The sequence below is a fragment of the Streptomyces sp. OR43 genome (assembly GCF_008042275.1).
GTDB lineage: Bacteria > Actinomycetota > Actinomycetes > Streptomycetales > Streptomycetaceae > Streptomyces.
Genome location: NZ_RDBK01000043.1, coordinates 4,434,666 through 4,447,909 on the forward strand (window position 1 = coordinate 4,434,666; position 13,244 = coordinate 4,447,909).

Here is a 13,244-nt window from a genome sequence, read left to right on the forward strand (position 1 = left end):
GTCCGCCATCCCGGCCTCGCCCAGGGCCCGGTAGCGGCCGGCCCACCGCTGGGCGGTGGTCGGGGAGACCTGGAATCGTTCCGCGGCCCGGCGAAGCGGCCAGCCGTCCTCGACCACACAGCGGGCCAGCCGCAGCCGTCCGGTCTCGGTCAGGGGTGCATTACGGTGGGGCACGAGGGCCTTTCTGGTCGGTGTAGACGTCGCAATCCACACCGAACCCGGAAGGCCCTCACCCGTTCAAGATCCCTCAGTCGAGACCTGCATCACCCGTCCACAACCTCCCGGGACAGAACACCTAGGCATCGGCGTGCTTGCTGGCGGCTGGCCCGTGACGACAACCGTCTCCTTCCCGGCGTCGAGGCGATCGTCGTTGGGGCGGTGCACCGGTGTTACCGCGGCACCGGCCCGGAGGGCGGGCTCCGGGCAGGTTCAGGGCGACGCGAGCGTCGTCGCCAGCCGGAGGGCGCCGAGGAGTTCGGCGCGGGTGCCGAGGTCGGCGGGGAGGATGTCGAGGCCGGCAGCGATGGCGGGCTGGGCGTTCCGGCTCACCGCCGCCGAGATGCCTTGGACGAGCGCACCGGTCGAGGCCCCGAGTTCCCCGCCCACGATGAGTGCCTGCGGGTTGAGGAGGTTGCAGAAGGCGGCGAGGACTCCGCCGAGCGTCCGGCCCGCATCGTCCAGGATGCGGTCCGTGACGGGGTCGTTCACCTGGAGCGGGAAGCGCAGGCCCGTCTCCACTCCGGGGTGTGTGTGGGCGATCTGCGCCGCGATGGCGGACACGGACACCACCGTCTCCAGACAGCCGCGGTTGCCGCACCGGCACATCTCGGTGTGACCCGGCAGGGGGGTGTGGCCGATCTCGCCGGCGAAGCCCTGCGATCCCCGGTACGGTCTCCCCTCGACGACGAGCCCTGCCCCGATGCCGTGCGACACCTTGACGTAGAGGAAGTCCGCGTAGCGACGCCCCGCGCCGAGGTGCAGTTCGCCGTAGGCTCCGAGGAGGGCGTCGTTCTCGGCGTGCACGGGAACGCCGAGGCGCCTCGCGAGCTCCTTCCGGGGGTCGAGTCCCACCCAGCTCGACAGAATCGTCGGGGAGCGTACGAGCTCCGAGTCGGTGTCGAGCGGACCGGGGACGCCCGCGACGACCGCGGCGAGGTCGCCGATCCCGACTGCCACACGTAGTCCGTCGAGCAGCCCCGCGGCACAGTCGATCGCCTCGGTGGCTCGCAGATCGACATCGAGGTCGACCCGTTCCTCGGCGATGGAGCTGCCCCAGGAATCGCCGAGCGCGACGTGGACATGGTTGTGGCCGAAGTCGATCGCCGCCACGGGAGCGTCCCTGGGGACGACACGCAGAATCGCCGCGGGCCGTCCGCTCCCGGTCCCGGGACCTCCTCCCTCGGCCGGTGTCTCGGTGACGCGTTCTTCGGCGAGCAGACGGGACACGGCGTGGTTGACGGTGCTCCGGGACAGTCCGCTGAGTTCCACGATCCGAGCACGTGTCGCGCGGTCGGCGGAGCGGATGTGCCGGAAGACTTCCTCGCGTGTCCGATCCCGGGGCGAGCAGCCCGCTGGCTTCTGGGACATGGACAGATCCTAAAGGGTTGACGCCCGGCCGCGGCGATGTCCGTTCGCCGCCGGCCCGCTGAGGGCCCGGCCGTCCCCGGCCTGAACGGAGCAGTCCGAGGACGGTCGGACGGGTGACGGCGTCACCCGGCGGGCTCAGTGGCCCGAGTGCGGCTTCTCGTCGCGGTGGTCGTGACCGGAGCCGTGGTGGCCGCCGGACGCCTTCGACACCTTGCCCAGCGTCGCGGTGACCGCGGGCTCCAGGTTCTTGAACTGCGAGGTGTACGGGCCGACCTTGATGCCCTTGACCCCGTTCAGGCCTGCGAGTTCCTCGAACGACGAGCTCTGCGACGCGGTGGTGAGGACGCGGATCGCACTGCGCTGGAGGTCGCCCAGCCGGAGCGGGTAGCCCTGGGCCGGGTAGTCGCCCTTCAGCGCGACCGTGTAGGCGACCACCGGGCTGTTGACGTCGCCGGCCGTGGCGTGCTGGACGCCGGTGATGCTGATGGCGGCCTTCTGGGCGGCGCTCAGTGCCGTGCTGTCGGGAGCCAGCAGGGCGGCCACCGCGCGGTACGCGTCGTCGACCGAGGTGAACTTGGCGTTCGGCGTGAACACCTGGTTGTTGATCGCGTCCGTGACGGTCTCACCGGAACGCGGCACCCGGGACAGGTCCGTGTTCCGGTCGACGGTCGTGTTCACGACCGTGCCACCGGTGGCCGAGGGGGTGAGACCGCCGAACTGCCAGTTGTAGCTGACCCGTCCGTTGGAGCGGGTCGTCCTGTTGTAGACGGGCAGGCCCGAGACGTCGATGGCCGGCGCCACCTGCTTGATGGCGTTGATGATCTCGGCCGGGTTGCCGCCCGGCTCGATGAGGTCGTTGCCGGCGTACATCGAGGTGAGTGCGCCGTGGCTGCCTCCCCAGTCCGACATGACCGTGCCCTTGTAGCCCCATTCGCCGCGCAGCACGTCGGTGAGCAGGTCGTAGTTGCTGGCGGCCCAGGTACCGTTGATCTTGTTGTAGGAGCTCATCACCGACATCGGCTGCGCGGCCTTGACCGCGATCTCGAAGCCCTTGAGCTCGATCTCACGCAGCGCCCGCTCGCCGACGACCGAGTTGCTGGTGTTCCGGCTGGTCTCCTGCGCGTTGGCGGCGAAGTGCTTGATCGTCACACCGACGCCGGGGATGCTCTGGACACCCTCGGTGGTGGCCGCGGCGGTCAGCCCCGCGATCAGGGGGTCCTCGGAGTAGTACTCGAAGTTGCGGCCGTTGAGGGGGTCGCGGTGGATGTTCATCCCCGGGGCGAGCCAGAGCTGGACGCCGTACTCCGCCATCTCCTCGCCGACGGCTTCGCCGACCTGCGAGACCAGGCCGCGGTCCCAGCTCTGGGCGAGCAGGGTACCGATGGGCCAGGCGGTGCCCCACTGATACGTGGGCTCGGCCGCGTCGATCTTCTGCGTGAGGCGCAGTCCGGCAGGCCCGTCCGCCAGCGCCATGCCGGGGATGCCGAGCTTCTCGTAGTTCGGCGTGGTGTAGCCGGCGGCGCCCTTGGCGGTCAGCGTGCTGCCCGCGGCGCTGGAGCCTTCGACGATGTCGGCGAGCTGGGAGACGTTCAGGCCCGCGACGAACTGCTCGATGGACGCCTTGCCCTTGGCGACGTCGTACAGGGTGGTCGAGGTGCTGGTCGGCACGTTCTTGACCTTCTCGCCCGTCTTCGGGCGGTAGGCAGCGCCGGTGCCCTCCCAGTCCTTCTGCTTCGGGTCGAGGTAGACCGTGGTCGAAGAGATCGTGTCGCCGTCGAGCGCGTGGTACGGGGAGGACGAGTCGACCGCGGTGTCCTGCTGATACGGCGAGGCACGCTGTTCCGTGCGGAACCAACGGGGGTCGAGGCGGATCCGGTGGGCCCGCGCGGTCTCGGCCTGCTCGCCCCGGTAGGTGTAGAAGTCCTTCGCGGAGCTGGTCAGCTCCGTGTCGGGAGCCTGATCGTCGAGTTCGGTGTGGTCCTGCTCGGTGACGACGGTCTTCGAGAGGTTCAGCCGGGCCGCGACGTGGGTGTTCCGGGACGAGTTGCCGACCCGCACGACGTAGTCCCCCGCGTCCATCACGTAGGCCGCGCGGGACTCGTCGTAGGCGGCGAGCGAAGTCGTGTCGAAGCTGATAGTCACCGTCTGGGACTGGCCCGGGGCCAGACTGTCCGTCTTCGCGTAGCCGGTGAGCTGCTGGTACGCCTTGTCGAGCCCGTTCTGCGGGGCCGACACGTAGACCTGGACGACCTCCTTGCCGCTGTAGCCGCCGCCGGTGTTGGTCACCTTCGCCGTCACCTTCACGGTCCGGGCGTCGGCCTTGACCTGCTGCGCCTCGATGTCGAAGGAGGTGTACGACTGGCCGTAGCCGAAGGGGTAGTTGACCACTCCCGCCGGGTCGGCGGGGTCGATCTTCCTGTAGAACGAGTCGAAGTAGCGGTATCCCACGTAGATGCCCTCGGAGTACTGCTCCCGCAAGGAGTCGCCGTCGTTGCCTGCGAAGGTCGAGGAGGCCGGGTAGTGCGAGTAGGCGGATGCCCAGGTGTCGGTCAGCTTGCCCGAGGGGGTGACGGTGCCGTTCAGCACCTCGACGAGGGCGCTGCCGCTCTCCTGGCCGGCCTGGCTCATCAGCAGCAACGCGTCGAGTGCCCGGCCGCCCGGGGCTCCCTTGACCTCGTCGTTGATCTGCGGGAAGAACGACGTGTCCACGACGCCGCCCGTGTTCAGGACGACGACGACACGCTTGTACGTCTGGCCGAGCAGCTTCAGATTGGCGCGCTCCGTCGAGGTGAGCTCATAGTCGCCGGGACCGGAGGAGCGGTCGGCGCCTTCACCGGAGTTTCTCGCCACGACGAAGACGGCGGTGTCGGTGGGGGCCGCGGGCGCGACGCTGCCGGCCGTCAGCGGCTGCTCGACGGAGGCGTAGTCGACGCTCGGGCCGAACATGCTGCCGCTGGTGCTCGGATACTTGGTGTCGTAGGCCTGCGTCATCGCGGACCAGTAGGCATCGCTGGTCGTGACCTTGTATCCGGCGTCCGTGAGCCCCTGCCGGGCCGAGATCGTGTAGCGGTTGTTGACGTTGCCCGAACCCGTGCCGCCCTTGACGGTCTTGTACGCGCCGACGCCGAAGAGAGCGACGTTCCCCTTGCGGGAGATCGGCAGCGCGTGATCGTGGTTCTCGAGAAGGACCATGCCCTGGGTGGCCGCTTCGCGTGAGAGGGCCGCGTTCTTCAGCTCCAGCGCGGCCGGATTGGGGTCGGAGGTCGCCGCGGTCGCCGCGGGGACTCCGGTGAAGACGACTGTCGCAACGACCGCGGTGGCTGACGCGAGCGCGATGCCCCGGCCTCGGCGTGCGCCTCTGGGCGATCTTGTGAAGTTCATGTCATTGGTCCTCTCGCAACCGCACTGTCCAGCTCGGAAGTTCACGCCGAGCGGGCAGACCTCCGGCCCGGAAGTTCACTGAAGGGGTGTCCGCTCGGTGCGAATGAAGCTGACCCTAAGAGCGCGGTTTTCTGTGGTCAATGGTTAAAACATCCGGGATCTGGCGAGGTTTTAAGCCGATGATTGGCTAATTGATTGATCGGCCGTTTCCCGCACCCTGCCGGTGTGCAGACGCGTTCCGAGCTGCTACAAGTGCAGTTCAGAAGGTTCTTCGAGAGATGCGACGATCAGACCCGACCTCGGGCGGCCCTGACCTCAAGGGGTCGCCGACACATCAGAAAGCACCCATGAGTCCTGGCCTCGTTCACAGGTTGGTGTCGTCCAAGCTCGGCACAGCTGCCTCGCCTTGCCGCCGCGAGACGGGCCGGGGCAGCCGGCGCCGGCCACCAGCACCGTCCTGCCGGGGCCCACGCAACATGACAGGCCTCGTCCCCCTGCCCGCGCCCGGCCGCTGCCGGGCGGGCATCGAACGGCTCTTACCGCACGGCCCCCGCGTCGCCGGGACGCGGCGAGGCGTTCAGCCCGAGGAGGCGATCAACGTAGTTCTGGGCTGCGAGCACCGCGGCACCGGCCGGAACAGCGGCTTCCGCGAGCTGGCCGGCACGGATGTCGAGACCTTGAAACGTCATGGGGGAGGTACGTCGTTCGATCGTGTCACGCAGCCCCTCGACGACGGGCGCAGCGGCAGCCCCGAGGCCGCTGTCGACCACCAGCAGGTCGGGGTTGAGCATGGTGACGAATCCCGTGAGCGGCCGGCCCATGCTGCGGCCGAGATCGGTCAGCCAGCGGCACACGATGACGTCCCCCCGTGCGGCCAGCCCGATCAGCTCATCCAGCGAGACGTCCCGGCCCAGGGCGGTCGCGATGTCGTCGCCCAGGCTCGGCCCGTTGCATCGCACTGTCGCGTAGCAGCCTCGGTTGCCGCACACACACAGGTCGCCGTCCTCACGAACGCTGATGTGGGCCAGCTCCCCGGCAACGCCCCCCGCGCCGCGATACAGCCGTCCGTGGATGACGATGCCCGCGCCGAATCCGGGAACCACGCCGAGATAGACCGCCGTGTGGGCGCCCTTGGCGACCCCATGGCCCGATTCGCCGAGTGCGGCCAGATTGATGTCGTTCTCGATCGCGACGGGTACGCCCAGCGCTTCGGTCAGGGCGGCCGACGGATCGGTGATCAGCCAGCCCGGGCGTCGGGCGTGCACCCGCGCAAAGGGCGCTTCGCCTGCCGAGTACATGGGGACCTGCGGGGCTCCGGCGCCTCGACGGAACGGCATGGCAACCGAGACCACCATCGCGCTGATCTCGGCCGTGCCGGAGGAAACCGAGTCCGCCGCTGCCGCGAGGGCGGCGGCCACGGCCTCGAACGGCTGGGCCTGGTCGAGTTCGATGTCGGCGCGGTTCCGTACGCGGCCGTCGAAGCCGATGAGGGTCACCGACTGGCGCCTGCGGCCGAGTTCGACAGCGGCGACGGTCCTCGTGGCGAGCTCGATATGTACGGTCGGGGAGGGCCGGCCCACCCGGCGGGTGCCGGCCTGCCCGTCGGATTCGGTGAGCAGCCCGCGGGCGATGAGCGAGGAGACCGTGGCCGTGACGGTGGTGCGCGGCAGTCCCGTGAGCTCGGCCAGCTCGCGCCGGTTTGCGCCGCCGTGGTCACGCACCGCGGCAACGATGTGCCGTTCGCGGGGTTGCAGCACGTCAGGCGTGGGACTGGTCTCCATCGTACGAAGCCTAGCGGGCACCGCCGGACGCCTGTGGCCTGGTGCCGAACGGGCGGGGCCCTTCCAACAGACCAGGCGCGGCGTCCAGGCGGGCAATCGGACGGCATGAAGACTCCGGCATCGTCGGCACGTCGCTCACCCACCGCCGTCGGGGCAGCACTGGCCCCGCTCCCTGGTCCAGCCTGATCCACGCCAGAGACCCCAGGACGGGTACTCCGGTGCAAGGCATGCGCGATGCCCACGCTTCCCGTGCCTGATGTGCGTGAGCCGCGCCCGCCGTGCTCACACCGCGCGTGGGGGCAGTGGCCGGAGAGCAGGTCCGTGGACCACCTCGCCATCAACGGCGAACCGGGAACCGTGGCAGGGGCACTCCCACGTGGTCTCCGCCTCGTTGAACGCGACCAGGCAGCCCAGGTGCGTGCAGCGCGCCGACACGGCGTGGACCTTTCCGTCCTCGTCGCGGTAGACGGCACAGCGCCGTCCGTCGACGCGGACCACCGCGCCGGTACCGGGAGCGACATCGTCGACGGAGTCGACATGGGTGCTTCTCAGCCTGTCACCGATGAAGTGCCGGGCCACCTCGGCCTGCTGCTTCAGCAGCTCCGTCCCCTCACGGACGGTGGACCACAACCTGCGCGGATCGTAGAGACCCGCCCATTCGGGCTCAGCGCCCGTCAGAGCCGAGGACAGCAGCTGTCCGGCCATGGCGCCCCCGCTCATGCCCCAGCCCCCGAACCCGGTCGCCACATACACATGGCGCGCACCCGGGTGCAAGGGCCCGACCAGGGGAACGCCGTCGCTCACGTCATTGTCCTGGGCCGCCCACCGGTAGGCCGTGTCGCCGACCGCGAAGTGTTCGTGCATCCAGCCGTCCAACCGCAGAAACCGCTCCCGGGCGTCGCCCGTCCCCGGCGTGAAGTCCTCACCCGTGACGATCAGCAGCCGCCGCTCCCTGTCGAGCGGCGCGGAACGGACCGATCGTTTACCCATGTCCGAGGTGATGTACATGTGCTCGGGCGCCTCGGCCGCCGGCAGCGGAGCGGCGACGACGAGTTCGCGACGCGGCGACATGCGCGCGAAGAGAAGCGCCCGGTCGAAGACCGGGTAATGCGTGGCGACGACGATGTCCGCAGCCGTCACCGTCACTCCGTTCTCCGTACGCACCCGGCAGGGGGAGCCCTCGCTGAGCCCGGTCACCCGGGTCCGCTCATGGATGGAGCCACCGCGTGCGACGATCGCGCCCGCGAGGCCGAGCATGTACTTGCGGGGATGGAACTGTGCCTGGCCGGCGACCTGTACGGCAGCGGCAACGGAGAACGGCAGGTCGGTCTCCGTCACGAAGCGCGCGTCCAGACCTGCTACCGACGAAGCCTCGGCCTCGGCCTCAAACTGGGCACGCCGGTGCGGATCGGTGGTGTAGGTCAGCGCCGAGCAGCGTTCGAAGTCGCAGTCGACGCCCAGTTCGTCCGCCACCGCACCGACACGCTCCACCGCCTCCTGCTGTGAACGGGCGTACTGTCGCGCGCCCTCCCGCCCGCGCGTGCGACGCAGCCGCTCGTACACGAGGCCGTGGGCCGCTGTGAGCTTGGCCGTCGTGTATCCGCTCACCCCGGCGGCGATGCGGTCGGCCTCGAGTACGGTCACGTTCCTCCCGGCCGCGGTCAGCTCCCAGGCGGCACTCAGACCGGCCATGCCGCCGCCGATCACGACGACGTCCGCCGTGGCGTCGGAATCCAGGGCGGGTCGCGGAGCGACGGGCGCCGTGGCCATCCAGTAGGACTCGGCCACGCCCGGCAGTTCAGATCGGAAGGTCATGGAGCACGTGTTCCCCCCGGCGCGGGAAGGTCACTGGGGGAGCCCACTTCTTCGCCCGAGCGGCCCTGCGATGACTGGGGCGGTGCGCGGCACGTCGTCCCGCCCCTCGACGCCGGTGGTACCCACTTTCCATCTCATCAGCCCACAAAGAGATTTAGGGCCACCTTTCAGCTGCGATGAAGTCGCGGGCGGGCAGGGGGCCGGCCGCGACGGCGTCGGCTCCGGGGCGAGGGTCCTCGTCGGCCCCCTCCGACCCGATGAACGCGGCGGACTCGACGGGCCCGGGCTCCGGTGCGGGTCCGGACGGGACTTCATCGTCTTCCCCGGCCTCACCCAGGGACCCGCGGCCCGAACCGTATCCCGTGGTCATGCTGCAGACGAAGAACTCGGTGAACCTCGAGAACCCGGATGCGAAGGACAAGTGCCGCACGGGGGGACATCCGCTTCGGCTGCCGGTCGGCCGGTTGCGAACCGGAGAGCGACACGAGCGTGTTCCTCCAGCTGCACGGCAAGCCGGGCGGCGCTCTCGATGAGTCGCGGCACAAGGAGGGCGAGAGCGACGTCTACGCCTGGACGCGGTACGACGGCACCCGGACCCCGCTGCCAGGCGGCCCGTACCAGGCGAATGCAGGCACGGACATCGTCGTCCGGGTCGCCGGCACCACACGCTCCTTCCTCGACATGGCCACGGGCGAGGAACTGGTCACGTACGACCGCGGCGGGGTCTACGGAGCGGTCCAGTGCCAAGGGACCACACCCGTCGCCTCGAAGCGCGCGGAGGCTGCTCGACAAGGACGACCAGGGCCGGGGCGTGGACCGGACGGTGACCGGCCTGCCGGCAGCCTCGGTGTGGAAGGGCGAGACGAATTCCGACCCGGGCACGTTGCTGCTCCACGGCTTCAAGGTCACGAACGGGACGTGGGAACAGCGGTTGGCCGTCGTAGACCTCGCCTCGGCCTCGGTGACGGCGACGTACGTCATTCTGAACAAGGATGTCGCCGGTGGCGGTGCGACGTCCTCTGCCGGTGGGCAGGCCGTCCCAGTGGGTCTCTTCGACAACGCGGACCCCGCGGCCGATCGCCCGAGGATGGGTCGCCAGCAACGTCTCGCCGCTGCTGGCCGCGACGGTGGAATGCAGCATGATCTGCCCTTTTCATTCGTACGGAGCTGGGGACGTTCGTGTGTACGCCGACAGCAGTACGAACGCTGGTACATGGCGGAGTGCTGCCGGTGCGGCCTCCGCAGGCACAAGGCTGGCACCTGGCCGGATGGATACGTCTGCCGAACCTGTTCGGACCGCGCCGTCCGGACACGGGGCACCTGCCCGGGATGCGGCCAGGACCGTGCCCTCCCCGGACTCCGCCCCGGTGACCGAGCGCCGATCTGCACCACCTGCGCCTGCTTCTCGCAGACCTTCGACTGCTCGCGCTGCGGCTTCGAGGGCAAGCTCCTGGGCGGACGGCTGTGTGAACGCTGCACCCTCACCGACCGCCTCACCGCGCTCCTGGATGACGGAGACAGCCGCATCAGGCCCACGCTGGTCCCGCTGTTCGACCTGCTGGTGGCGATGGACAAGCCCAGAAGCGGCCTGGCCTGGCTGGAGATGCGCCGCGACCAGCCGGGCAGCGCATCGCAGCTACTGCGGCGGCTCGGTCTCGGCGATATCCCGCTGACCCACGACGCCTTCCACGAGCTCCAGCCCTGGCGGGCCGCCGCTCACCTGGAAGAACTTTTGATGACCTGCGGAGCCCTGCCCGCGGTCGACAAGTACCTCTGCTCCTTCCAACGCTGGCTTCCCGGCCACCTGACCGGCATCGCCGACCCCAAGCACGCCAAGACGATCCGGCTCTTCTCGACCTGGCACGTTCTCCCTCGGCTGCGGACCCGCGCCGAGAGGAGCCACATCACACCCAGCATCCGCCGATTCGCTGCCGAACAGGTCAAGTACGCGACCGCGTTCCTGCAATGGCTCGGCGAGCGGAACAGCACCCTCGCGGCATGCGGCCAGATCGACATCGACGCATGGTTCGCCGAGAACACCGAACACGCCCGCACCTGCCTGAGAGCCTTCCTCAACGGGGCCATGCAGAGCCGACGCTGCCGACGCTCCCTGGCCATGCCATCCCCACGATGAAGGTCTCCCGCCGGGCCGCACTGAGCGAAGACGAGCGCCTCGATGCCCTTGGCCGGCTGCTGACCGATACCGAGATACCGATGCGCCTCCGTGTCGCCGGAGTCATCGTGCTCCTCTACGCCCAGCCCGTGAGCCGCATCGTCCGGCTCAGCATCGACGACGTCATCCGCGACGGCGAAACCGTGCTGCTGCGGCTCGGTGAGCCGGCCTCGCCCGTTCCTGATCCGGTCGCCGCCCTGCTGCTGGAGCACATCGCGAACCGCGACAACATGAACACTGCCACCAACTCCGCGTCCCGCCGGCTCTTCCCGGGGCGCCGGGCGGGGCAGCCGGCCGGCCCCGACCACCTGTCCGCGCTCTTGAACGAAGTCGGGGTCCCGACTGCGGCCGCCCGCGGCGCCGCCATCCGGCAGCAACTCCTTGAACTTCCCGCACCCGTCGTCGCGGACGCTCTCGGCTACCACGACAAGACCACAAGCCGCCTCCGCAACGAGACCGGCGGGACATGGAGCCGATACACCCCAGGAGATCACGCAAAGTCACCAACAGGCCGGGTTCCACAGGGAACCAGCGAAGTTGGGAGCCCTCCAGTTCCGAGAGCCTGAGAGCGCGTGAGTGCCCCACTTCGGGGCCCTGGGACGGCTACCCCTGGCGGAAGAATTCCTGCAGGTCGGCAGCGACAGCCGTCAGCTCTTCGCCGACCTCAATCATGGTCGTCACAGTGCACTCCCAGCCGTTGGAGAAGACGTCGGCTCGCAGAGTCCAGCTCAGACACACGTGACCGCCTGAACCGAACGTCGCTGCCACGACCAGCTCGTTGTTGACCCAAGACCGCTCGCCCTCCCAACCGCGGAAGTCGCGCGCAAGGCCGTCGAGAAACTCGGTCAGGTATCCCGCACCGTCCCAGGCAGACACCGTCACGGCCTCGACCCGTGCGCGCAGGCCGTCATCGACGGCCTCCACGGCGAATACGACCTCGAACTCATCGGTCCGCGACCAGTCGAACAACCGGATAGAGGGCGCTTGTGACCCCGCTCCCCGAACGACGAGCTCGACCTGCCCAGGAACCACCTCGATCAGACTCACCCACTGAGGATAAGGACGCCAACACGACGGCGTCATCGCGGTTACGACGCGGTGCTACTTCCCGTCAACGTTGAGGGCTCCACCCCCAGATCCCCGCCAGGATCATCACGGTCAGTAGTGACTCCGGAGCCAGATTGATCAACTGGCGACAGTTGAATACGCGAGCCCACCAGTATCAACCCCCTTTCCTGCCTCCTTCGGCGGAGGTCGGCGGGGCGGACGCGGTGCAGGTGGATGACGGCGTCGTAGGAGCGGGCGAGGGCGGTCTCCGCCGGTGCGGTCGACCAGTAGAGGCCGTAGGAGCGGGTGTTGCGGGCCTGCGACAGCCACTGCTTGGCGGCGGCGGGGGCGGTGCGCAGATCGAGGCTGAAGCCGTGCGGGTGGACGCGGTCCAGGGTGTGCTCGTTGTATCCCTCGGGGGCCGGGGGCCGGGGGCACGGGCTAGGACGCGGGCTGCTGCGCGGTGCGGTCGGGCAGCGCGTTGATGCCGCCTTTGTTGAACGTCAGCCCGATGCTCACATAGTCCTTGCCGAGGTCCCGGCGGAGAACAGGTCCAGATCCAGGCGGCTGTTCATGTCCAGCTCGAACCGGCCGTACAGATTCACATGGGTCCAGAACAGCGGGGACAGCGCCCGGCGGTCCGCGGCGGTGAGCCGTGCCGCCCACTTCGGATCGGCCAGGACCCCCTGGACCAGCAGCGTGTTGACGTGCACCAAAGCGGACTGGAGCAGGTGCAGCGCCAGCATGGACACCTCCTGGGACTCCTTGTCCGCGCCCGCCAGGTCACCCGTCCTTGCCGTAGAACAGGTCCTTGTTCGAGGAGTTCCAGTTCTCCACCACCTGCAACCCCTCGTGGATCTCCTGGCGCATCTCGACGTCGGCAAGATAGTCGCAGACGAACGAGGTCCGCACCGCCCGGCCCAGCTCCTCGACCGCCCGGTACGTCGGATGCTTGGGCCCGCCCCGGGGTGAAGCGCCGCAGGACCTGCTCTGCATCGGCCGTCCCCAGGCGCAGGGCGGTGGCGTACTTCACGATCTGGTCGTACTGCTGGGCGATCAGGTCCCAGTCGATCGTCTTGGTGGACAGCACCGGAGCCAGGTTCGGCCACCTCTCGCCCTGACCGGCCGCAGCGGGAGGATCCTCCAAGCGTTCGGTCACCGAGACCACCCCAGCAGCACCCGAGGTACATCCCTTCGCCCGGTAGCTACGCGTCTGCCGAGCCGGAGGCAGCGAACGTTCGTTGCGTTCAACGGGCGTGATCACGTGAAAGGGACCCGGCTGGGCAACGCTGCCGGCTGCACGTCAGCCCGACGGTACTGCCGCATCCCCCCAAGCCCCTTCTCTGGCTGAGGAGGCGGCTGCGTGGTCAGAAGACCTGCCGCACGGTGCGTAGCCGATGTTCGTCTTCGTGCATGTCTTGTCGGTGCTGGGCATCAACTGTCAAATGTTCTCAACTGGC

Annotated in this window: 10 protein-coding genes and 2 pseudogenes; 2 read left to right on the forward strand and 10 right to left on the reverse strand. The window is 69.1% G+C overall.

Annotation, left to right across the window (positions count from 1 at the left end; all coding sequences use genetic code 11):
• From EAO72_RS39060 to EAO72_RS39080, 5 genes are all read right to left on the reverse strand, one after another.
• On the reverse strand, positions 1–174 hold a 174-nt coding region (locus tag EAO72_RS39060), incomplete at its 3' end, for a helix-turn-helix domain-containing protein (protein ID WP_148022287.1).
• 255 nt (positions 175–429) lie between these two features.
• Positions 430–1,587, reverse strand: a complete 1,158-nt coding sequence (locus tag EAO72_RS39065) for an ROK family transcriptional regulator (RefSeq protein ID WP_148021724.1) — start codon at positions 1,585–1,587, stop codon at positions 430–432.
• A gap of 135 nt (positions 1,588–1,722) precedes the next feature.
• Positions 1,723–4,968: a glycoside hydrolase family 3 protein gene (locus EAO72_RS39070; RefSeq protein WP_148021725.1), complete on the reverse strand. Its 3,246-nt coding sequence runs from the start codon at positions 4,966–4,968 to the stop codon at positions 1,723–1,725.
• Positions 4,969–5,504: 536 nt separating this feature from the next.
• Positions 5,505–6,749 (reverse strand): ROK family transcriptional regulator, encoded by a 1,245-nt coding sequence (locus EAO72_RS39075; protein WP_148021726.1) that lies wholly within the window; start codon positions 6,747–6,749, stop codon positions 5,505–5,507.
• A 282-nt stretch (positions 6,750–7,031) separates the two neighbouring features.
• Positions 7,032–8,564, reverse strand: a complete 1,533-nt coding sequence (locus EAO72_RS39080; protein WP_148021727.1) for an FAD-dependent oxidoreductase — start codon at positions 8,562–8,564, stop codon at positions 7,032–7,034.
• Positions 8,565–9,777: 1,213 nt separating this feature from the next.
• On the opposite strand from EAO72_RS39080, the gene EAO72_RS43620 reads away from it, so the two are divergent.
• Positions 9,778–10,698, forward strand: coding sequence for a hypothetical protein (locus EAO72_RS43620; protein ID WP_261991772.1), 921 nt, complete (start codon positions 9,778–9,780; stop codon positions 10,696–10,698).
• Positions 10,695–11,303 (forward strand): hypothetical protein, encoded by a 609-nt coding sequence (locus EAO72_RS43625; RefSeq protein ID WP_261991773.1) that lies wholly within the window; start codon positions 10,695–10,697, stop codon positions 11,301–11,303. The genes EAO72_RS43620 and EAO72_RS43625 overlap by 4 nt, the downstream gene beginning before the upstream one ends.
• A gap of 37 nt (positions 11,304–11,340) precedes the next feature.
• Here the strand turns inward: EAO72_RS43625 and EAO72_RS39095 are convergent, their stop codons facing one another.
• The 5 genes and pseudogenes from EAO72_RS39095 to EAO72_RS43910 form a co-directional block, all read right to left on the reverse strand.
• The gene (locus EAO72_RS39095; RefSeq protein WP_148021728.1) at positions 11,341–11,784 is read right to left on the reverse strand and encodes a DUF6228 family protein; all 444 of its coding nucleotides are present in this window, start codon (positions 11,782–11,784) and stop codon (positions 11,341–11,343) included.
• Between the two features lie 41 nt (positions 11,785–11,825).
• A pseudogene (locus EAO72_RS44235) lies at positions 11,826–12,200 on the reverse strand (erythromycin esterase family protein); the annotation flags it as partial.
• 99 nt (positions 12,201–12,299) lie between these two features.
• Positions 12,300–12,530, reverse strand: a complete 231-nt coding sequence (locus EAO72_RS43630; protein ID WP_410090536.1) for a Tn3 family transposase — start codon at positions 12,528–12,530, stop codon at positions 12,300–12,302.
• Between the two features lie 37 nt (positions 12,531–12,567).
• The gene (locus EAO72_RS42600; protein WP_222724143.1) at positions 12,568–12,780 is read right to left on the reverse strand and encodes a Tn3 family transposase; all 213 of its coding nucleotides are present in this window, start codon (positions 12,778–12,780) and stop codon (positions 12,568–12,570) included.
• Positions 12,781–12,805: 25 nt separating this feature from the next.
• Positions 12,806–13,048 (reverse strand): annotated as a pseudogene (locus EAO72_RS43910) (hypothetical protein); the annotation flags it as partial.
• Between the last annotated feature and the right edge of the window lie 196 nt (positions 13,049–13,244).

Coding starts and splice junctions, on each gene's coding strand:
- EAO72_RS43620 (WP_261991772.1), top strand. CDS start 9,778: ATGGCGGAGTGCTGCCGGTGCGGCCTCCGCAGGCACAAGGCTGGCACC.
- EAO72_RS39065 (WP_148021724.1), bottom strand. CDS start 1,587: ATGTCCCAGAAGCCAGCGGGCTGCTCGCCCCGGGATCGGACACGCGAG.
- EAO72_RS43630 (WP_410090536.1), bottom strand. CDS start 12,530: ATGCTGGCGCTGCACCTGCTCCAGTCCGCTTTGGTGCACGTCAACACG.
- EAO72_RS39075 (WP_148021726.1), bottom strand. CDS start 6,749: ATGGAGACCAGTCCCACGCCTGACGTGCTGCAACCCCGCGAACGGCAC.
- EAO72_RS39070 (WP_148021725.1), bottom strand. CDS start 4,968: ATGAACTTCACAAGATCGCCCAGAGGCGCACGCCGAGGCCGGGGCATC.
- EAO72_RS42600 (WP_222724143.1), bottom strand. CDS start 12,780: ATGCAGAGCAGGTCCTGCGGCGCTTCACCCCGGGGCGGGCCCAAGCAT.
- EAO72_RS39080 (WP_148021727.1), bottom strand. CDS start 8,564: ATGACCTTCCGATCTGAACTGCCGGGCGTGGCCGAGTCCTACTGGATG.
- EAO72_RS43625 (WP_261991773.1), top strand. CDS start 10,695: ATGAAGGTCTCCCGCCGGGCCGCACTGAGCGAAGACGAGCGCCTCGAT.